At 65.5% G+C, this 20,013-nt stretch carries 15 protein-coding genes and 3 tRNA genes; 3 read left to right on the forward strand and 15 right to left on the reverse strand.

All coding sequences use genetic code 11. The features are described 5' to 3' along the window. Position 1: 1 nt before the first annotated feature. From tuf to trpC, 7 genes are all read right to left on the reverse strand, one after another. Positions 2–1,192, reverse strand: a complete 1,191-nt coding sequence (gene tuf, locus WIT60_RS15855; RefSeq protein ID WP_339584402.1) for an elongation factor Tu — start codon at positions 1,190–1,192, stop codon at positions 2–4. A 54-nt stretch (positions 1,193–1,246) separates the two neighbouring features. Continuing rightward, positions 1,247–1,321, reverse strand: a tRNA-Thr gene (locus tag WIT60_RS15860). 117 nt (positions 1,322–1,438) lie between these two features. Beyond that, a tRNA-Gly gene (locus WIT60_RS15865) sits at positions 1,439–1,512 on the reverse strand. A 30-nt stretch (positions 1,513–1,542) separates the two neighbouring features. Further along, positions 1,543–1,628, reverse strand: a tRNA-Tyr gene (locus tag WIT60_RS15870). A gap of 55 nt (positions 1,629–1,683) precedes the next feature. After that, positions 1,684–2,904 (reverse strand): glycosyltransferase family protein, encoded by a 1,221-nt coding sequence (locus tag WIT60_RS15875; RefSeq protein WP_339584836.1) that lies wholly within the window; start codon positions 2,902–2,904, stop codon positions 1,684–1,686. Positions 2,905–2,988: 84 nt separating this feature from the next. Continuing rightward, a complete protein-coding gene (locus tag WIT60_RS15880) occupies positions 2,989–3,732 on the reverse strand; it encodes a uracil-DNA glycosylase (RefSeq protein ID WP_339584860.1) in 744 nt (247 codons plus the stop codon). 125 nt (positions 3,733–3,857) lie between these two features. Next, positions 3,858–4,658: an indole-3-glycerol phosphate synthase TrpC gene (gene trpC / locus WIT60_RS15885; protein ID WP_339584837.1), complete on the reverse strand. Its 801-nt coding sequence runs from the start codon at positions 4,656–4,658 to the stop codon at positions 3,858–3,860. Between the two features lie 229 nt (positions 4,659–4,887). Between trpC and WIT60_RS15890 the strand changes: the two genes are divergently transcribed. Next, a complete protein-coding gene (locus tag WIT60_RS15890) occupies positions 4,888–6,675 on the forward strand; it encodes a sensor domain-containing diguanylate cyclase (protein ID WP_339584838.1) in 1,788 nt (595 codons plus the stop codon). Here the strand turns inward: WIT60_RS15890 and trpD are convergent. From trpD to trpE, 4 genes are all read right to left on the reverse strand, one after another. Beyond that, positions 6,638–7,672 carry an anthranilate phosphoribosyltransferase gene (trpD, locus tag WIT60_RS15895; protein WP_339584839.1) on the reverse strand — a complete coding sequence of 345 codons (1,035 nt, stop codon included), beginning with the start codon at positions 7,670–7,672 and terminating at the stop codon, positions 6,638–6,640. The genes WIT60_RS15890 and trpD overlap by 38 nt on opposite strands. Positions 7,673–7,682: 10 nt before the next feature. Continuing rightward, entirely contained in the window at positions 7,683–8,267 is a 585-nt protein-coding gene (locus WIT60_RS15900) for an anthranilate synthase component II (RefSeq protein WP_339584840.1), read from the reverse strand. Positions 8,268–8,495: 228 nt separating this feature from the next. Beyond that, a complete protein-coding gene (locus WIT60_RS15905; RefSeq protein ID WP_339584841.1) occupies positions 8,496–10,673 on the reverse strand; it encodes a putative bifunctional diguanylate cyclase/phosphodiesterase in 2,178 nt (725 codons plus the stop codon). A gap of 134 nt (positions 10,674–10,807) precedes the next feature. Then, positions 10,808–12,286 carry an anthranilate synthase component I gene (gene trpE, locus WIT60_RS15910; protein ID WP_339584842.1) on the reverse strand — a complete coding sequence of 493 codons (1,479 nt, stop codon included), beginning with the start codon at positions 12,284–12,286 and terminating at the stop codon, positions 10,808–10,810. A gap of 332 nt (positions 12,287–12,618) precedes the next feature. Here trpE and WIT60_RS15915 point away from each other — a divergent pair, with 332 nt between their 5' ends. After that, positions 12,619–13,272 carry a chalcone isomerase family protein gene (locus tag WIT60_RS15915; protein ID WP_339584843.1) on the forward strand — a complete coding sequence of 218 codons (654 nt, stop codon included), beginning with the start codon at positions 12,619–12,621 and terminating at the stop codon, positions 13,270–13,272. A gap of 21 nt (positions 13,273–13,293) precedes the next feature. On the opposite strand, the gene gph is transcribed toward WIT60_RS15915, so the two are convergent. Then, positions 13,294–14,016 carry a phosphoglycolate phosphatase gene (gph, locus tag WIT60_RS15920; protein WP_339584844.1) on the reverse strand — a complete coding sequence of 241 codons (723 nt, stop codon included), beginning with the start codon at positions 14,014–14,016 and terminating at the stop codon, positions 13,294–13,296. A gap of 120 nt (positions 14,017–14,136) precedes the next feature. Between gph and WIT60_RS15925 the strand changes: the two genes are divergently transcribed. Next, a complete protein-coding gene (locus WIT60_RS15925) occupies positions 14,137–14,994 on the forward strand; it encodes a sulfurtransferase (RefSeq protein WP_339584845.1) in 858 nt (285 codons plus the stop codon). 34 nt (positions 14,995–15,028) lie between these two features. Here the strand turns inward: WIT60_RS15925 and WIT60_RS15930 are convergent, their stop codons facing one another. The 3 genes from WIT60_RS15930 to WIT60_RS15940 form a co-directional block, all read right to left on the reverse strand. Continuing rightward, positions 15,029–16,264 carry a voltage-gated chloride channel family protein gene (locus tag WIT60_RS15930; RefSeq protein ID WP_339584846.1) on the reverse strand — a complete coding sequence of 412 codons (1,236 nt, stop codon included), beginning with the start codon at positions 16,262–16,264 and terminating at the stop codon, positions 15,029–15,031. Between the two features lie 27 nt (positions 16,265–16,291). Then, complete coding sequence (locus tag WIT60_RS15935; RefSeq protein WP_339584847.1) at positions 16,292–18,202, reverse strand: GspE/PulE family protein; 1,911 nt, start codon at positions 18,200–18,202, stop codon at positions 16,292–16,294. A 109-nt stretch (positions 18,203–18,311) separates the two neighbouring features. Continuing rightward, positions 18,312–19,871, reverse strand: coding sequence for a flavin-containing monooxygenase (locus WIT60_RS15940; RefSeq protein WP_339584848.1), 1,560 nt, complete (start codon positions 19,869–19,871; stop codon positions 18,312–18,314). Positions 19,872–20,013 lie beyond the last annotated feature (142 nt).

The raw sequence follows: 20,013 nt of genomic DNA on the forward strand, positions 1-20,013 counted from the left end.
ATTACTCGATGATCTTGGCAACCACGCCGGCGCCGACGGTGCGACCGCCTTCACGGATGGCGAAACGCAGACCTTCTTCCATGGCGATCGGGGCGATCAGCTTGACGGTGATCGACACGTTGTCACCAGGCATCACCATTTCCTTGTCGGCCGGCAGCTCGATCGAGCCGGTCACGTCGGTGGTGCGGAAGTAGAACTGAGGACGGTAGTTGTTGAAGAACGGGGTGTGACGGCCGCCTTCGTCCTTGCTCAGAACGTACACTTCGCCGGTGAAGTGCGTGTGCGGCTTGATGGAGCCGGGCTTGCACAGCACTTGGCCGCGTTCCACGTCTTCACGCTTGGTGCCGCGCAGCAGGATACCGACGTTGTCGCCAGCTTGACCTTGGTCCAGCAGCTTGCGGAACATTTCCACGCCCGTGCAGGTGGTCTTCTGGGTGGCCTTGATACCGACGATTTCGATTTCTTCGCCGACCTTGATGATGCCGCGTTCGATACGGCCGGTCACCACGGTGCCGCGACCCGAGATCGAGAACACGTCTTCCACAGGCATCAGGAACGTGCCGTCCACAGCGCGCTCAGGCGTGGGGATGTAGCTGTCCAGAGCGTCGGCCAGCTTCATGATGGCTTGTTCGCCCAGCTCGCCAGTGTCGCCTTCCAGAGCCAGCTTGGCCGAACCCTTGATGATCGGGGTGTCGTCGCCGGGGAAGTCGTACTTGGACAGCAGCTCGCGCACTTCCATTTCGACCAGTTCCAGCAGCTCGGCGTCGTCCACCATGTCAGCCTTGTTCAGGAAGACGATGATGTAAGGCACGCCCACCTGACGCGACAGCAGGATGTGTTCGCGGGTCTGGGGCATCGGGCCGTCAGCAGCGGAACACACCAGGATCGCACCGTCCATCTGGGCGGCGCCGGTGATCATGTTCTTCACATAGTCGGCGTGGCCAGGGCAGTCCACGTGAGCGTAGTGGCGGTTGGCCGTTTCGTACTCGACGTGAGCGGTGTTGATGGTGATGCCGCGGGCCTTTTCTTCAGGAGCCGCGTCGATCTGGTCGTAAGCCTTGGCGGAGCCGCCAAACTTCTTGGCCAGAACGGTGGTGATGGCAGCCGTCAGGGTGGTCTTGCCGTGGTCAACGTGACCAATGGTGCCAACGTTCACGTGCGGCTTGGTCCGCTCGAACTTCTCTTTTGCCATGTTTCTCGCTCCTAGCGATACGGGAGTGGGCTGAAGGAAAGGGATGAGGAGGTGTGGTGCCCATGGGCAGGATCGAACTGCCGACCTCTCCCTTACCAAGGGAGTGCTCTACCACTGAGCCACATGGGCATCGACACAGGTCTGGACTGGGAACCAACCCAAACCTGTGCCGACTTGGACACTTGCAACCTCCGCATCTGCGAAGACCGCTACTTTACCACGCCTAAATTGACAGAACCGTGACCGTGGAGCGGGAGACGGGAATCGAACCCGCGTCATTAGCTTGGAAGGCTAAGGTTCTACCATTGAACTACTCCCGCTCGGGAGTGATTCCAGAAATTAGGTTTCCCTGGTGGAGGAGGCTGGATTCGAACCAGCGTAGGCGTAAGCCAACAGATTTACAGTCTGCCCCCTTTAGCCACTCGGGCACCCCTCCAGGGAAGACCGCAACTATAGCAGAGCTTTTTTGCGACTCGCAAGCCCTGTGCAAATTATTTTGTGGCGCGGCGTCCGCTGGACGCCACAACCTGTTGGAAAAAGCCGACGTAGCGGGCGCTCATCTGGGCCGCCGCGCGGGCGCTCGCGCACTGCTGCGCCTGTTGCCCCCACGCGCGCAAGCCATCGAGCTCAGACAGCAGGTTCTGCAGAACAGGCACCAGTGTTGCGGTTTGCCCCGCTGTGTAGGTGGCGCCCGATGCCTGGTCGCTGAGGTCAAAGCCCCGTTTGTGGTGAGCGACCAGCAGCGGGCGTCCGATGGACAAAGCCAACTCGCGCACGGCCTGCGGCGAAGTCGGCCCCGGCTCGGTGCCGTCCAGCCCCCAGGGTTGGTCGCGATCGGGCTGGATCAGCATGTGATGGGCCGCCACGAGGGCCGGCAGGTCTTGCGGGTCGGGATCAAGCTGCCATGCGATGCGATCGCCCAGCGCACGCACACGGGGGTCGGCTTGCAGGCGGGAGAGTGGATCATGGCGCGGGGCCTGGAAGCAGGAAGCAGCGGTGGGGCCGGCGAAGGTCAGCTGCCAGTCGGGCCGCTCGCCCTCGGCCCGATCCTGCAGGGCGGTCAAGGCAGTGACCAGATCCTGCAGGGGGCGCAACGCCTGACCGGGGCCGCTCATGCACAGCCACTTATGCGGCAAGGGAGGCAGGGGCCGAGCGGGCGCGTCATGTCGCCCGAGGGGCAGCACCGCAATGCGCTCACGGGGCAGGCCCAGCCGACGCGCGAGTTGCGCTACCCCGGCATCGCCGAGTTCATGCGCGCACAGCACACCCGACAGGCGACGTGCCAGGCGACGGTCGTTGTAGCGCGTGATCGGCGCGGCCAACCCCGCACCGGCTTGACGCATCCAATCGGGCAGCCACGATGCGTGGTACAGACCCGCCAGCGGTGCCACCAAAGGTTGGGCCAACAATCCGGGCGGGGCATGGACGGTGGCGGTGAGCGCAGGGCCACTGGGCAAGCTCGCCAGGGCCTGCATGACCCAGTACACGGTGTGCTGACCAGGGGCCAGTTCGGCGTGCACGACGTCCACGCCACGCCAGTCACGCTCGGCCACCCAGGCGCGCGCAGCTCTGAGGTTGTCGAGCGGGCGCTGCCCCACGAGCGGCGTGAGCACGTCGATGCCTCCGAGATTGAGCGCGCGACGGAACTGCGCGGCGTGGTGTGCCAGGGCGGAGGGATCGGGCGGCAGAGGGGACAGCAGCGCCAGGCGCATGGACAACAACCTTGAGGACAGCAGGCAGACGAAGAGCGTGGATTGTCCACGAGGCAGGGCACGGTGACGTCCCCTTGATGCGGGTCAGTTCAGCGACCAGTCGAGCTGATGGCCGCGCGCTGCCCAGTAGGCTTGCGCCTGTCCAAAATGGCCGCAGCCGATGAAGGGCGCGGGGCCTCGCGTGGCCGACAGGGGCGAAGGGTGGTTGGCCTGCAGGATGAGGTGCTCACCGGCGTCCGGGTGCTGCAAGGCAGCCTGCTCGATCAGTGCCAGCTTGCGTTGGGCATGTGCCCCCCAGAGCAAAAAGACGGTGGGGTGCGAGGCGGCCGCCACGGCGGTGATCAAGGCATCGGTGAGCGCCTCCCAGCCCCAACCGGCGTGGCTGGCAGCCCGCGCGGCCTCGACCGTGAGCACGGTGTTGAGCAGCAACACGCCGCGCTCAGCCCAGGCTTGCAAGCAGCCGTGCGCGGGTGCCGGCAAACCGAGGTCACGGGACAGTTCTTTGCGGATGTTGCGCAAACTGGGCGGGATCGCCTGCCCAGGGCGCACCGAGAAAGCCAGGCCGTGTGCCTGACCGGGTCCGTGATAGGGGTCCTGCCCGAGGATGACCACCTTGACCTGGTCACGCCGGGTGTGACGCAAGGCGGCGAAGACGTCGGCAGGGTAGATGGTGGCGCCCTGATGGCAGGCCGCATCGACGCGGCTGATCAGAGCCTGACCAAGCGGGCCCGCACGAAACGCTTCGGTGATCTTCCGCCAGTCGGCAGGCACGGTATCGAACAGCCCTGAGAGGGGCTGTGTGAGGGCCTCAGAGGGCGGTGACGTCACGCCAGAATGCGTCGGGGCACAAGCCCCCTCGTCGCCGTGCGCGGACGCTTCGAACAGGTTACCTTGATCGGGCGCGAGCGTCGAGCGCGCGCGCGTGCTGCGGAGGGGCACCGGCACGACCCGACTCAGGCGAACAGTGTGGCCAGGGCCACGCCAGGATCGGGCTGACGCATGAAGGCCTCACCGATGAGGAAAGCGTGGACGTTGGCCGCGCGCATGCGCTGCACGTCGGCGACGCTGAGGATGCCGGACTCGGTGACCAGCAGGCGATCAGCGGGGACACGAGGCAGCAGGCCCAGCGTGGTGTCGAGCGTGACCTCGAAGGTGCGCAGGTTGCGGTTGTTGATGCCGACCAGGGGGGTGCGCAGCTTGAGCGCGCGATCGAGTTCGGCCCCGTCGTGGACTTCGACGAGGACGGCCATGCCGAGTTCGTGGGCACAGGCTTCGAGGTCGGCCATCTGGGCGTCGTCGAGGCAGCCGGCGATCAGCAGGATGCAGTCGGCGCCCATGGCACGGGCCTCGTAGACCTGGTAGGCGTCGACCATGAAGTCCTTGCGCAGCACGGGCAGCTCACAGGCGGCGCGGGCTTCTTGCAGGTAGGCGGCGCTGCCCTGGAAGAACTGGGCGTCGGTGAGCACGCTCAGGCAGGCGGCACCATGACGCGCGTAGCTGGCAGCGATGTCAGCCGGCACAAAGTGCTCGCGCAGCACGCCCTTGCTGGGGCTGGCCTTCTTGACCTCGGCGATGACGCCGGCCTGGCCCGCCTCGATCTTGCGGCGCAGGGCCCCGACGAAATCGCGCACATCGGCCAGATCACGGTTGCGGGCCTCGGCTTCGGCCCGCACGGTGGCGAGGGGCCGGACGGGCAAGGCTGCGGCGATTTCCTGGTGTTTGACGGCGACGATTTTCTGAAGGATGTCGGACATGAGTGGGCACTTTGCGAGGAGTTGTCGACATTATCGGGGTTTGCCTGCGCTGTGCAGGGCGCGGCGCAAAAGGGCTTTCACGGGCTGGCAAGGCTGTGACAGGCAGTGACAATGTCGGCACGGATGTGAGGAGGCCAATTTGGGTCAGATCGGTCGGCGCAGGGGATGGCTGTGGGCGTGGTGGCTGTGCTGCCTGCTCTGCTGCGGCCTCGTGCGGGCCGAGCCACTGGTGCTGGACTCCGTGAATGCGGTGCACCCGCGCGGTGCACAGGTGGCCGTGCTGGAAGATGCCTCGGGCACACAGACGCTGGCGCAGGTGCAAGCGGTGGGCAGCGGCGTGCATGGCGGCTGGCAAGCCCTGCAGGGCGAATCGCCCAGCTTTGGCTACAGCCGCTCGGTCTACTGGCTGCGGGTCACCTTGCTCAATCGGCACGCGACGCAGACGGCCTGGCAGTTTGGTGTGCAGTACCCCCTGCTCGATGAGGTAGACCTGTTTGTGGTGGATGGGACGGGGCGTGTGCAGCAGCATCACGCGACCGGAGACCGCCGCCCCTTTGGCGCTCGGCCTGTGGCGCATCCTCACTTTTACGTGGACGTCCCCCTGCAGAACGGTACGCAAGCCACGGTGTATGTGCGCGTACGCAGCGAAGGCTCGCTGCAAGCCCCGCTGGTGGTGACCACACCCACCACCAGGCTGGAACAGGCCCGACTGGAGCTCGGGTGGGCTGGGCTGTATGGCGGCGCCTTGCTGGCCATGCTGTTTTACAACCTGATGCTGTTCGTGTCGCTGCGGGATCGCAGCCACCTGTACTACGTGGGCTATCTGGCGGTGTTTGGTGTGGCCCAGTTGACCCTCAACGGCGTGGCGTTTCAGTACCTCTGGCCCGAGAACCCCGACTGGGGTAACTGGGCCTTGCCCGTGTGCATGAGCGCGGCCGGCCTGCTGCTGTCGCTGTTTGCACGTGATTTTCTGGATCTGGCGAGCCACTGGGCCACAGCGGATCGGGTCATGCAGGGACTGCAAGGTCTGTTTGTGCTGATCTTGCCCGTCATGTGGCTGGGGCACTATGCGCAGGCGGTCAAACTGGGCACGGTGCTGACGATGGTCGCCCCGGTGGTGCTGCTGGGTCTCACCACGGTGATGCTGCAGCGTGGGCATCAGCAGGCACGCTACTTCCTGGCGGCATTCGGTGGCCTCTTGATCGGGCTGATCGCCGCCTCCCTGAGCATGTTCGATCTGGTCAAACCCAACTGGTTGACGAACCACGGCCTGCAGATCGGATCGGTGCTGGAGTTCGTGCTGCTGTCCCTGGCCTTGGCGCATCGCCTGAAACTGGCCCAGGATGCCCACGTGCGCCTGCAGGCCGCGCATGCCACGGAGCTGGAAGCTCGCGTGCTGGCTCGCACCCAGGATCTGGACAAGGCGCTCGGGGAGCTGACCGAAGCGAATGGGCGTTTGCAGGAATTGTCACAGCGGGATGCGCTGACGGGGCTGCACAACCGGCAGTTTCTGGCGGAACGGATGCCAGAGATCTGGGGGACGGCGGTGCGCTGGAAGCAAGCTCTGGCCTTGTTGATGATCGACATTGATCACTTCAAGCAAGTGAACGATGCACATGGCCACGCAGCGGGCGACGAGGCCTTGAAAGCGGTGGCCGAGGTCATTTCGCGCATCATGCGCCGCCCCGGCGACCATGCGGTGCGTTACGGTGGAGAAGAGTTCCTGGTGGTGCTGCCGCAGACCCATGCCGCCGGCGCGGCACACATGGCCGAGCGCATCCGAGAGGAAGTGGCCGCCCTGACGGTGACACACGGTGGCCAGTTGCTGGCACTGACCGTGAGCATTGGGGTGGCGTGCGCGACGCCGGGCCCCCGCACGTCCATGGCGCTCATGTTGCAACTGGCCGATCGGCTGCTGTATCAGGCCAAGGCCGAAGGGCGCAACCGCTGCGTGCTGCAACCGACGGCACTGGCGCAGATCAGGCCGCCAGAGACTGAGTCGTCTGCACAAACTTGAGCAGGCGCTCGGCGGCACGGCCGCTGGCAAGAGCCTCGCGGGCGCGCTCGACGCCGTCGGCCAGAGAGTCCGCCACGTTGGCGGCATAGATGGCCGCCCCGGCGTTGAGCAAGACGATGTCGCGAGCAGGCCCGCTCTGGTTGTCAAGCACGGCGCGCATGATCTCGATGGAGACCTCGCGGTTGCCGGCCTTGAGCAAGGTACCGTCGTGCTCGGCCAGGCCGAACTGGGACGGGTGCACGGTGTACTCGCTGACCTGACCGTTCTTGAGCTCGGCCACCAGGGTCTCGCCGTTGAGGGTCATCTCGTCCAATCCATCGCGACCATGCACAACCAGCACGTGGTCCGATCCCAGGCGCTGGAGCACGCGGGCCATGATGCCCACCAGATCGGGGTGGAACACGCCCATGAGCTGATTGGGGGCTGCCGCGGGGTTGGTCAGGGGGCCGAGGATGTTGAACAGGGTGCGCACCCCCAGTTCCTTGCGGACCGGTGCGGCGTGTTTCATGGCGCCGTGGAAATTGGGGGCGAACATGAAGCCCACGCCGGTGTCGGCCAGGCATTGGGCCACCTGCTCGGCATTGAGCGTGATGGCCGCACCCAAGGCTTCCAGCGCATCGGCACTGCCGGTGGACGAGGACACGCTGCGCCCGCCATGCTTGGCGATGCGGGCACCCGCGGCCGCGGCCACGAACATGGCGGTGGTCGAGATGTTGAAGGTGTGGGCGCCATCGCCGCCGGTGCCGCACAGGTCGACGAGGTGGGCCGTGTCGGCGACCTTCACGGGGGTGGCGAACTCGCGCATGACCTGGGCGGCCGCGGTGATCTCGCCGACGGTTTCCTTCTTGACGCGCAGGCCGGTGATGAGGGCGGCCATGACGACGGGCGACATCTCGCCGGTCATGATGCGACGCATCAGGCCGAGCATCTCGTCGTGGAAGATCTCGCGGTGTTCGATGACGCGCTGCAGGGCCTGCTGATCGGTGATCTGGGTCATGTCCGGTTCCTCACATCTTCAGGAAGTTGGCCAGCATGGCGTGGCCGTGCTCGCTCAGGATGGATTCGGGGTGGAACTGCACGCCTTCGAGCGGCGCGAAGTTCGGGTCGGTCTGGGGGCCCTTGTGGCGCACCCCCATGATCTCTCCGTCGTCGGTCCAGGAGGTGAGGGCCAGGCAGTCGGGCAGCGAGGCGCGCTCGATGGCCAGCGAGTGGTAGCGGATGACGGTGAACTGCTTGGGCAGGCCGGCGTAGACGCCTTGCTCGTCGGTGGTGATGACGCTGGTCTTGCCGTGCATCTGCTCCTTGGCGCGCACGATGCGCCCGCCCATGGCGGCACCGATGCTCTGGTGCCCCAGGCAGACGCCGAGGATGGGGAGCTGGCCGGCAAAGCGCTTGAGCGCGGGCACGCAGACGCCGGCTTCGTCGGGCGAGCAGGGGCCGGGAGAGAGCACGAGGCGATCGGCTTTGAAAGCGGCGATCTCGTCGAGGGTGACTTCGTCGTTGCGGACGACCTTGACCTCTTCACCCAGTTCGCAGAAGTACTGCACCAGGTTGAAGGTGAAACTGTCGTAGTTGTCAATCATGAGCAGCATGGCACGATCCTGTATCGGGATGTGGTTCATGGAATGGTGTTGCACCATCCCTCAGTGTGTCCCCCTCGGAGACCCTTTGGAGGCGTCAGCTGCGGTGGGGTGCCGCGCGCGCAGGGTCATGCAGTGTGTGGCTGGCGTCACCGCCACCAACGGGCATTCAGGCGAAAGAGATCCGAGGGTTGCTGCATGCAGACCATTCTACATGGGCCCCACCCCGGCAGCCAGGGCTCAGCCGTGGGCCTGCAACCACTGTGTGGCTTCCGGGACATCGAGGGGGCGGGCAAAGTGGTAGCCCTGCAGTGCGTGACAACCCGCCGCCAGAGCGGCCAAGGCGTGGGACTCGGTTTCGACACCTTCGGCAACGACATCCAGATCAAGCACCGTGGCCAGGTCGCAAATGGCCTTGACCACCGCCACGGCGTGGGACTCGGGCATGGGGTCGATGAGGCTGCGGTCGATCTTGACGGTATGCAACGGCAGGCTGCGCAGCATGTTGAGCGATGAGAAGCCAGTGCCGAAGTCGTCGAGCGCCACGTCGACGCCTTGCTGGCGCAGCTGACTGATCTGCTCACGGGCCTGGTCCATGTGAGCCACCGCGGCGGTTTCGGTGATTTCCAGCGTCAGCCATTGGGGGGACAACTGGAACTGCGCCAGGGTGTTCATGACGGCTGCGGGGAACTGGGCATCGAGCAGTTGCAGCGGGGAAACGTTGACGGCAACCGGCACCAGCGGCAGCCCGGCGTCACGCCATTGCGCCAGTTGACGACAGGCCTGAGTGAGGATGATGGCCCCCAGCGGGACGATGAGGCCGTTGCGCTCGGCAGCAGGGATGAACTCCATCGGGCTGATGCGACCGATGCCGGGTCGATCCCAGCGCACCAGCGCCTCGAAGCCGACAAGGCGGTGCCCTGCCGCACCCACCTTGGGCTGATAAACCAGGGTGAACTCATCGTTTTCGAAGCCGGCCCGCAAGGCCTGTTCGGCATCGAAGAAGGCGGCCAGACCATTGCGCCCGGCCTCGGTGGCCCACTGCACCGAGGTGCCGGGCAGGCGCTTGGCGGCCAGCATGGCGGCATTGGCCGCCTGCAGCAAGGCGTAGGGGCTGGTGGCCACCCCAGGATGCAGGGCCACCCCCATGGAGACATCGAGGAAGAAGCGATGGGCGCTGAGGGTCAGGGGCTGGGTCAGCAGCGCCTGGATGTCCTGGGTGAGCTGATGCGCCACGGCCTGGGTGTCCGGGCTCACGAGCAGCAGGGCGAACTCATCCTCGCCCAGGCGCATCAGTTCGGCGCGCTCGCCCAGGGTGTGCAGCAACTGGGTCGACAAAGCCTTGAGCACCTCGTCACCCACCGCTGGCCCGTGGGCATCGTTGAAAAGCTTGAAGCGATCAACGTCGAGGAGGATGAGCGCAAACGCTGGCTGCTCGGCGTTGTCGTAGAGCTCGCGCAGACGCTGCAACAGCGCGCTGCGGTTGAGCAGACCGGTGAGCTCGTCGTGGGTGGCGTGCCAGATGAGCGCACGCGCGGCCTCATGCTGGGCCGTGTCGTCGGAGACCACGACCTGCAGGGCGGGTTCGCCGTCCCACTCGACGTGCCAGGCCTTGAAACGCAGGTACAGGTGACGACCATCGAGCGCGGTGCGGTCACCTTCCCACTCCGCCAAGGGCAGGGAGCCGTTGTTGACCTGGGCGAGCAACTGGTGGATGGGCTTGCGTGCGGCCAGTGGGGTGGTGAGGTTCAACCATTCGGGCGAGAACACCCGGGGAGCCTGGTCGACGCGGTCCATGCCATAGATGCTGCGGAAGGCGGGATTGATGTAGACCGCGTGATCGTCGATGACCACGGCCACCCCTTGAGGAGAGCGATCGGTCAGCTGGAAGAAGCGATCGCGCACGCGTTGCCCCGCTTCCGCCGAACGGGTCAGCGCGGCATACATCAAGGCCATGGCCAGCAGCAAGCGCAACACGGTGGCCACGGCGGTCTGGGTCATGGCACCGGCATCACCCGGGTGGAAGACGAAGTTGAACTGGTTGATGCCCGCGAGCACCAGCAAGATGCCTGTGAAGCGCTCGCCTGGGCCTTGCTTGCGCAGCCAGTTGGCCACGATCAGGCTGATGGTGATGTTGATGGTGGCCGAGCCCGCCTGGGCCAGGCTCATGTCGCGCCCCATGAGGGCCCCGTGGGCCAGCAACAGGGCGACGAACAGGACCTGCAGGTGGCGCCGTGGCACGTGTCGACCGGACAACGAGCCGATGCCTTTGACCATCAGGATCAGGCACAGGGACGGCACCAGGGACAGGCCCAGCAGAGCGGTGAACGATTGCTTGCGGTCGTGACGCCACACCAGCAGCAAGGCCAAGCCGGTGGCCACGGTGACAGCGATGTAAATGGCAAAGACGTAAAGCACGACCGACGCAGCGCGCCGCCCATGAGGCGGCAAAAGGGGATGTTTCCCCATCGTGCCAGATGTGCGGGAGGCGTCACCCCCCGACTTTCACTGAGATGAGGCGAGTTGAACGCGCCCCATCTCGGGGCGCTGCCTCACAGTCCCTGCTCGACCATCTCGGCGGCGCGGATCACGGCGCGAGCCTTGGCCTCGGTTTCTTTCCATTCGAGCTCGGGCACCGAATCGGCCACGACGCCAGCGCCAGCAGCCACATACAAGGTCTGGTCCTTGACCACACCGGTGCGGATGGCGATGGCCACATCCATGTCACCCGCAAAGCTGAGGTAGCCCACGGCGCCGCCGTACACACCACGCTGCACGGGTTCGAGCTCGTCGATGATCTCCATGGCGCGGATCTTGGGCGCACCACTGAGGGTGCCCGCGGGGAAGCTGGCGCGCAACACGTCGAGGCCAGTCATGCCATCTTTCAGCGTGCCCTCGACATTGCTGACGATGTGCATGACGTGAGAGTAGCGCTCGATGCCGAAGGCCTCGGTGACCTTGACGGTCCCGGTCTTGGCGATGCGGCCGATGTCGTTGCGGGCCAGGTCGATGAGCATGACGTGCTCGGCACGCTCTTTGGGATCGGCCAGCAGCTCTTTCTCGTTGGTGACGTCTTGCTCGGGGGTGGCGCCACGCGGACGGGTGCCTGCGATCGGGCGGATGGTGACGGTCTGGCTGCCGTCCTTGTTGTGCTCCTGGCGCACCAGGATTTCCGGGCTGGAGCCGACGACGTGATGGTCCCCCATGTCGTAGTAGTACATGTAGGGACTGGGATTGAGCGAGCGCAGCGCACGGTACAGCGTCAGCGGCGAGGCCGTGAAGCGCTTTTGCAGGCGCTGGCCAATGACGACCTGCATGCAGTCGCCCGCCGCGATGTACTCCTTGCACTTGAGGACGGCGGCTTCGTAGTCGTCTTTGGCGAAGTGGCGCTCGACCGGGAAGGACTCGGTGGGCGTGACCGGGGGCACGGGCACCACCGTCTGCAAGCGGGCCTGCAACTCGCTCAGGCGCGCCTGGGCGCGGGCGTAGGCGCCGGGCTGGCTGGGGTCGGCATAGACGATGAGGAAGAGGCGGTCAGCGAGGTTGTCGATGACGGCGAGCTCTTCACACTGCAGCAGCAGGATGTCGGGCGTGCCGATGCCGGGGGTTTGCGGACGCTGGGCCAGGCGCGGCTCGATCAGGCGCACGGTGTCGTAGCCGAAGTAGCCGGCGAGGCCGCCACAAAAACGCGGCAGGCCCTGGGGCACGGCGACCTTGAAGCGCTGCTGGTAGGTGGCGATGAAATCGAGCGGATTGCCCTGGAAGGTTTCGACCACCTGGCCATCGGTGACGACTTCAACCTGATGGTCGGTGGCGCGCACCAGGGTGCGAGCGGGCAAGCCGACAAAGGAGTAGCGCCCGAAGCGCTCGCCGCCCACCACGGATTCGAGCAGGAAGCTCAGGGGCTGGCCCTGGGTGAGCTTGAGGTAGAGCGACAGCGGGGTGTCGAGGTCGGCCAGGGCCTGGGCCACCAGGGGGATGCGGTTATGGCCTTGGGCCGCCAGAGCGAGGAAGTCTTGTTCGGTCAGCATGGATGTGATCTCGGTGAGGTCCCAGGCGCGGCGCGGGCATGGCAGCTCGGCGCAAGGAACAGGCAAACAGGGCGGGACACCTGCGGGAGCCCGGTCAGGGGCAAGGTGCCGATTCAGGCGGGCGAGGCTCAGCCACGCCAGGGCCAGGCTCCCCGGTCATGCGGACCTTTGGTCTGTTTGCGAGAGATGAACATCGACCCAGTGTAGCAGCGAGGCACCGAAGTGAGGGGGGTGTGGGCCCCTCTGCCCGGGTGGTGACAAGGGCAAACCACCTCACGCCCTGAACAGACTGCGGTCAACAATCGCCGTGTCCTGAACTCCGCTGTATCGCCATGTCATTGTCTGCCTTCATGGGCCAACGCCCGGGATCTCCCTTGTTGCGATGGGCAGCGGGCACCTGCCTGGCGATGACCTTGCTGGCGACACCGGCCGTGCAGGCCCAGTCGGCCGACGTGTTCGGCGTGCACTATGCCCCCAGCCTGGAGGTGGAGGGGCAGACCTTGACGCTCAATGGCACCGGGGTGGCGTACCGGGCACTCGCCAAGCTGTACACGGTGGGGCTGTATCTGCCCGCCAAGGCACACCAGACCGCCGGCGTCCTGAGCCAGAACGGCCCCAAGCAGCTGCGCTTCGTGCTGTTGCGCAGCATGCGGGTGGACGAGCTGGGCAAGCTGATCACCCGGGGCATTGAGCACAACTGCAGTCGGCCGGAGTTTTTCAGCCTGATCCCGGCCATCCGCAAAATGGGCGAGCAGTTCTCGCACATGCGGCGCCTCAACGCACAGGATGTGTTCACGATCGCCTACGTGCCTCAACAAGGCACGGTGTTCCTGATCAACGATGCGCCCGTGGGCGCAGCGATTGCGGATCCGCAGTTTTTCCCGGCCATTCTGAAGGTGTGGCTGGGTGATCAGCCCGCAACCACAGACCTGAAAAATGCCTTGCTCGACCACAAGGCGCAACCGGTGTTGAGCGCCCTGGAGTGAGGCCGCACGCGGCCTGGGCGATCAGGCCAACCAGCGGGACCAGGGCACGGCGTCCAGACGGTCGACATGCGCGATGGCTGGCACCTCGTCGATGGGGTGACCGTGGTTGTAGCCATAGGTGACCAGGATGATGGGACAGCCTGCGGCGCCCGCCGCCTGGGCATCGTTGCTGGAGTCTCCCACCATGACCGTGTGCGCTGGCGTGGTGCCCAGGGCTTCACAGGTCCTGAGCAGGGGAAGCGGGTCGGGCTTTTTGCGCTCGAACGCGTCGCCGCCAAACACATGCTGGAAATGCGCACGCAAGCCCTTGCGTTCGAGCAACTGCTCGGCAAAGGCGGTTGGCTTGTTGGTGAGGCAGGCCAGGGGCAGGCCCAAGGCGCGCAGTTGCGCCAAGCCTTCGGAAACGCCGGGGTACACGTCGGAGTGCAACCCGTTGAGGCGGGTGTAATGGCCCTGGTAGTGTTGCCAGGCCTCTGGCACGGCGGCCACGGCCTGCGGATCGTCATCGGGCAATCCCCAGGCGTGCGCCAGGGTGCGGCGCAGCAGGTCTTCGGTCCCTTTGCCCACGGTGAGTTCGACGAAGGCACGGTCCACACGGGCGATTTCGATGGCGTGGCAGCCCAGGTCAGCCAGGGTGTGGTGCAACACCACGACGAAGTCCCCCAGGGTGTCCACCATGGTGCCATCAAGGTCGATGATGGCGGCATGAAAAGGGCCTTGGTTCAACAGGTTCTGGTTTGGCATAAAGTCGAAAAAGACGGTCAGGTGGCGAGATCCACACAAGCGCACGCGACATTCTGACGCGGTCGACGACCGGATGTGCCAGCCCGATGTGTTCCGTCTCTCTTCTGCCCAACCACGACCATGTTCACCACCCTGATCACCTGTGCCCAGTTGCAAGCCTTGCAGCAAACCGGCGCCCCCCTGATGCTCATCGACTGCACCGCCGACCTGATGAATCCGGCCGTCGGAGCGCAGCAGTTTCTGCAGGCCCACCTGCCTGGTGCCATCCACGCCGACCTGGATCATGACCTGAGCGCGCAAGGCGACAGCGAGCGCGCATCTGGCGGACGCCACCCTTTGCCGCGCCGCGAGGTGTTCGCGCAGTGGCTGCGTCAGATGGGTCTGCACGCCGACATGCAGGTGGTGGTGTATGACCGCAATGGCCAGAATTTCTGTGGCCGCCTGTGGTGGATGCTCAAGTGGGCGGGCCACGCGGCGGTGGCCGTGCTCGATGGCGGCTTCAGTGCCTGGACCCAGGCTGGCGGTGCTGTCGAGAGCGGTCCGGCCTCCCCACGCACGCCCTCCGATTGGACGCTGCGGCCGGCCTTGCGCACCCTGGTGTCGGCCGACGAGGTCCTGGCCCGACTGGGGCAGCCTGATCAGACCCTCATCGACGCACGTGCCACACCGCGCTACCGAGGTGAGGTGGAGCCTCTGGATCCCGTGGCCGGCCACATTCCGGGCGCCCTCAACCGACCCTTCGGCCTCAACCTCGACGAACAGGGGCTGTTCAAGCCCGCCGCCACGCTGCGCGCCGAGTTCGAGGCCCTGCTCGCCGGTCGCGACCCGGCCAGCGTGGTGCACCAGTGCGGCAGCGGTGTCAGCGCCGTGCCCAATCTGCTGGCGATGGAGGTGGCGGGTTTTGCACCGACGCGTCTGTTCGCCGGGAGTTGGAGCGAGTGGTGCCGGGACCCCGCACGGCCTGTGGCGCAAGGCTGAGCTTGCCTGGGGCCAGCGGCCCAAGAGGCCTGCTTCAGCGTCGCCAACGGTACTTCGATCCCTCCACGCGTTGCGCTTTGTAGATGCCCGCGTGTCCGGACGCCAGATAGGCCATCGCGCATGCCAACGCCGCGTGGGTTCCGATGCCCACACCAAAGACTTCCATGGCCATCAGGGTGCAGGCCAGCGGGGTGTTCGCGGCGCCCGCAAACACCGCCACAAAGCCGAGTGCGGCCAGCCATGGGAAGGGTTGCTGCAACAGCGGCGCCAGCGCGTTGCCCAAGGTGGCGCCCATGTAGAACAGCGGCGTCACCTCCCCGCCCTTGAAACCGACGCCCAAGGAGAAACTGGTGAACAGGCCTTTGAGGGCAAAGTCCCACCACGGCAGCGGCTCGGAGAAAGCCTGGGCCAGCCCCGGCAGGCTCAGGCCCGCATAGCGCCACGCATCGGTGGACCAGATCACGCCGGCCAGCACGATGCCGCCCAGCAAGGGTCGCAAGGGCGCATACGCCACCCGCTGCTTCATGAAGGCCGACAGGCCATGCGTGCTGCGGGCGAACGCCATGCCCACCAGCCCACACAACAGACCGACCACGATGGCTGCGCCCAGCGTCCCGACCGACAGCGCTGGCAGCAACCCGGCGCTGTACACCCCATGGTGCACACCCCACAGCGTGCAGACCTGGTCGGCCACCACCCCGGCCACCACACACGGCCACAGCGCCTCATGGCGCAGGCGCCCAATCGCCAGCACTTCGAGCCCGAACACCGCGCCCGCCAGCGGCGTGCCAAACACCGAGGCAAAGCCCGCGCTGATGCCCGCCATCAGCAAAATGCGCCGGTCGTCCGCGCGCAGGCGAAACACATGCGTGAACTGGTCGGCCAGCGCCCCGCCCATCTGAACGGCCGTGCCCTCGCGCCCCACCGAGGCGCCAAACAGGTGCGACACCACCGTGCTCAAAAAAATCAGCGGCGCCATGCGCACCGGCACCACCTGGCGCGGGTCGTGCACCTCGTCGATCAACAGGTTGTTGCCCGCCTCCACCGGCTGGCCCAAATGCAGGTACACCCAGCCCACCGCGAATCCGGCCAAGGGCAACAAGGCCAGCAACCAGCGGTGCGCCTCGCGCGTTTCGGTGGCCCAGGCCAGTGCCAGCAGAAACCAGGCCGAAGCCGTGCCGGCCAGCAAGGCCACCCCGATACCCAGCACCAGCCACTTCAGGGCATAGCGCAGCATGCGTGCGGCATCGGAGCGCGGCCAGCGTTTCATGCGAGCACGGGTGACAGGGATGCCATCTCAGTTGTTGCTGGCAGCCAGCACTTCCTTGACGTCCGTGTGGCCCTGCAACACCTTGTCGATGCCGTCTTGGCGCAAGGTGCGCATGCCGCCCTTCAAGCTGGTCTGCAAGATCTCCAACGCCGAGCTGCGCTGGCGAATGTGCACCCGGATGGCATCGTCGGACACCAGGAGTTCGTGGATGCCCATGCGGCCTTTGTAGCCACGCTGGTTGCAGGCCGGGCAGCCGGGGCCGCGATGGCGCAGGTGGATGCGTCCCTGGGCATCGCCATACTGCTGGCGCCAACTGGCCAGCAGGGTCGCGCGACTGCTCTCGCTCACGTCGCGTGCGCTGTGCAGGTACTCGTAGAGCATCACATCCAGCTCGGTCTGGGTCGCCTCGGCGGTGACGCCGCACGACGGACACACCCGGCGCACCAGCCGCTGCGCCAGCACCGCCAGCAGCGAATCAGAGAAGTTGAAGGGGTCGAGCCCGATCTCCAGCAAACGCGCAATGCTCTCCGCCGCGGAGTTGGTGTGCAGGGTCGAAAACACCAGATGGCCCGTGAGCGAAGCCTCGATGGCGATGTTGGCCGTTTCGGAGTCCCGCATTTCGCCGATCATGATGACATCGGGGTCGGCCCGCAAGAAGGTGCGCATGGCCGCCGCAAAGGTCCAGCCGATGCGCGCATTGACCTGCACCTGACACAGCCCCTGCTGCGAGATTTCAATGGGGTCCTCGGCCGTCCAGATCTTGCGATCTCCCTGATTGAGCTCACGCAGCACGGAGTGCAAGGAGGTGGTTTTGCCGCAACCGGTGGGGCCGCACACCAGCACCAGGCCGTAAGGCTTGGCAATGATCTTGCGCAATGCCTCCAGGTTGCTCTGGCTCAGGCCGATCTGTTCGATGGGCAAAGGTTTGGCGCCGCTGAGCAAACGCAGCACGACATCTTCAACCCCGTGCGTGGTGGGCACGGTCACGATGCGCAATTCGACCTTGGCATCGCCAAAGCGTGAGAAGTCGATCTTGCCGTCCTGCGGCTTGCGACGCTCGGAGATGTCCAGGTCGGACATGATCTTCAGGCGTGCGACCAGGGCCGAGCGGTACTCCGAAGGCAGCTCCAGGTACACCGACAAGGCCCCATCCACCCGAAAGCGGATCAGCACCTTGCTGTGCGGCGAGCTGGCCTCGATGTGGATGTCGGACGCGTTGCGCTTGATGGCGTCTTCGATCATCGTGTTGACCAGGCGCACCAGGGTGCTGCTGGACTCGGTGATGACCTCCTTGACCGAATCATCGTGGTTCGGCCCCAGTTCCACGGCCAGCTCGGCGGCCAGCTCGTGCACATCGGTGCGCGCATGCAATCCGCGCACGCGCTGCTGCGCCGCCTCGTAGGCGTTGGCCTGAGCCTGGGCCAAGGTGCCCGGCAAGGCCATCACCGGCTCGATGTGCAGGTTGCTCAGGAAGCGCAATTCATCGAGCGTGGCGCGGTGCCAGGGGTCCTCCATCGCGACCACCAGGCTGCTGCCCTCACGCAGCAAAGGCAGGACACGAGCCCGTTCGGCCGTGGTTTGCGGCACCAGCATCAACGCGTCATCCTGAGGGGGGACCGCCATGCAGTCCACGACCGGCATGCCCGCCATCGCAGCCAGCGCGATCTTGAGGTCGTCTTCCACGACCATGCCTTCGTTGAGCAGAATCTGCCCCAAAGGACGAGGCTGCCCCTGGTGCTGCAGCGTCAGTGCGCGCTCAATGTCAGCCGGCTCGCTGAGCCCATGCACGACCAAGGTTTCGCCCAGACGGTGACGGGGCGCCATGGGGTGATCACCGCGGATCGCATCCCACACGGCCGCAGGGGTGCGCAGCACCAACCCGTCCATGCGGGGTGGCGGGCAAGCATGCGGGGTAGACTGAACCGTGTTGTTTTCCATGGGCGACTCCATACAGTCTATTGTGCGGAATCTCGCCCCCTGGTGAAGCCTGCCACCTCACAAAATTTGACACGCACCGTTACGAATTGGACGTCTGGCCCGGGTGCGCTCAGCGTGCCAGCGGCGACGCCACTGCCTGCCCGCCAGGCAGGTGGGAGGCACCGGTATCGGGCATCCCCACACACTTCACAAAGCGGTAGTCCGCCTCATTGACCTTGCGGGTCGCCAGCCAGTAACGCCAGGTCGACTTGGGCCAGATAGCGAAGTTGATGCCCTCGGCCGTCTGGTACCAGCTCTTGCAGCCCGAGTCCCACACGGTGCCCTTGAGCGCCTGCGTCATCTCGCCCAGGAAGCGGTTCTGCGCCTCTTCCTTGACGTCCAGGTAGCCATTGCCCTTGGCCTGCAGCAGCTTCACGCAGTTGACGATGTAGTCGGCCTGCGCCTCGATCATGAAGATGATGGAGTTGTGGCCCAGACCCGTGTGCGGCCCCACCAACTGGTACATGTTCGGGTAGTTGGCCGCCGTGATGCCCAGATAGGCGGTGGGGCTCACCTTCCAGTCTTCCTGGATGGTGTGGCCGTTGAGGCCACGCAGCTCGAAGTTCTTCATGTAGATGCGCGGGTCCACGATGAAGCCCGTGCCCAGGATCACGCAGTCCAGCGGGCGCGCCTTGCCGTCCTTCGTGACGATGCCGGTGGCGGTGAACTCGCGGATGTCATCTGTGACCAGCTCGACGTTCGGCCGGTTGAAGGTGGGGAACCACTTGTTGGAGATCAGGATGCGCTTGCAGCCCAGGGTGTAGTCGGGCGTGAGCTTTTTGACCAGCTCGGGGTCCTTCACCTGCCAGCTGATGAACTTCTTGAGGAAGAACTCGCCCACCTTGGCCAGAGAGGGGTGGAAGATGGGCCACACGCGCGACTCGTTGGTCCAGTAGCAGCGCCAGCGGTGCAGCGTGCGCGTGAAGGGCAAGGTGGCGAACATCTTCTTGCTGAAGGCCGAGTACGAACGCTCGTCACGCGGGATCACCCACGCTGCCGTGCGCTGGAACACGTGCAACTGCTTCACCTTGGGCGCGATCTCGGGCACGTACTGGATCGCCGAGCCGCCCGTGCCGATCGATGCCACGCGCTTGTCGCGCAGGTCGTAGCCGTGGTCCCACTGCGCCGAGTGCATCACCTTGCCCTGGAACTGGTCCAGCCCCTTGATCTTCGGGATGGACGGCACGTGCAGCGGCCCCGACGCCAGGATCCAGTGACGGCAAATGTAGGTGTCGCCGCCGGCCGTCTTGACCGTCCAGCGGCCCGTACCCTCGTTGAACACCGCGCTCGTCACCTCCTGGTGGAAGCGCACCTTGGGGCGCAGACGGTATTGCTCGGTCACGTCGAGGATGTACTGCTGGATCTCGCTCCAGGGCGCATAGCGCTTGGTCCACTTCGGGCTGGTCGCAAACGAGTACGAGTACATGTGCGACTGCACATCGCAGGCCGCACCGGGGTACTGGTTGTCGCGCCAAGTGCCGCCCACCTCGTCGCCCTTTTCCAGGATCACGAAATCGGTGATGCCCGCCTCTTGCAGCTTGATGGCCATGCACAGGCCACCGAAGCCGGCGCCCGCGATGGCCACCTCAACCTGGTGAACGTTCTGGGTGGGGGTGATCGAGTCGGTCATGCGGCACCTCGGTGGAGTCTGTGAACAGAAATCGAAACAGGGAAAGTGCTGCCATGGTGCGAGCCAGACTTGATCTGGACCATGCTAGATTCGACCAATAATTGATCGTTTCGGCCAAAACCGGGCCTCCAAGCGGCCATTT

The sequence above is a fragment of the Aquabacterium sp. G14 genome (genome assembly GCF_037482285.1).
In the GTDB taxonomy this organism is placed as follows: Bacteria; Pseudomonadota; Gammaproteobacteria; order Burkholderiales; family Burkholderiaceae_C; genus Aquabacterium.

What these genes read in the sequence shown, in the direction of transcription:
- tuf (WP_339584402.1), bottom strand. Translation starts at nt 1,192, where the DNA reads ATGGCAAAAGAGAAGTTCGAGCGGACCAAGCCGCACGTGAACGTTGGC.
- WIT60_RS15930 (WP_339584846.1), bottom strand. Translation starts at nt 16,264, where the DNA reads ATGAAACGCTGGCCGCGCTCCGATGCCGCACGCATGCTGCGCTATGCC.
- WIT60_RS15925 (WP_339584845.1), top strand. Translation starts at nt 14,137, where the DNA reads ATGTTCACCACCCTGATCACCTGTGCCCAGTTGCAAGCCTTGCAGCAA.
- trpC (WP_339584837.1), bottom strand. Translation starts at nt 4,658, where the DNA reads ATGTCCGACATCCTTCAGAAAATCGTCGCCGTCAAACACCAGGAAATC.
- trpD (WP_339584839.1), bottom strand. Translation starts at nt 7,672, where the DNA reads ATGACCCAGATCACCGATCAGCAGGCCCTGCAGCGCGTCATCGAACAC.
- WIT60_RS15900 (WP_339584840.1), bottom strand. Translation starts at nt 8,267, where the DNA reads ATGCTGCTCATGATTGACAACTACGACAGTTTCACCTTCAACCTGGTG.
- WIT60_RS15875 (WP_339584836.1), bottom strand. Translation starts at nt 2,904, where the DNA reads ATGCGCCTGGCGCTGCTGTCCCCTCTGCCGCCCGATCCCTCCGCCCTG.
- trpE (WP_339584842.1), bottom strand. Translation starts at nt 12,286, where the DNA reads ATGCTGACCGAACAAGACTTCCTCGCTCTGGCGGCCCAAGGCCATAAC.
- WIT60_RS15915 (WP_339584843.1), top strand. Translation starts at nt 12,619, where the DNA reads ATGTCATTGTCTGCCTTCATGGGCCAACGCCCGGGATCTCCCTTGTTG.
- WIT60_RS15940 (WP_339584848.1), bottom strand. Translation starts at nt 19,871, where the DNA reads ATGACCGACTCGATCACCCCCACCCAGAACGTTCACCAGGTTGAGGTG.
- WIT60_RS15935 (WP_339584847.1), bottom strand. Translation starts at nt 18,202, where the DNA reads ATGGAAAACAACACGGTTCAGTCTACCCCGCATGCTTGCCCGCCACCC.
- gph (WP_339584844.1), bottom strand. Translation starts at nt 14,016, where the DNA reads ATGCCAAACCAGAACCTGTTGAACCAAGGCCCTTTTCATGCCGCCATC.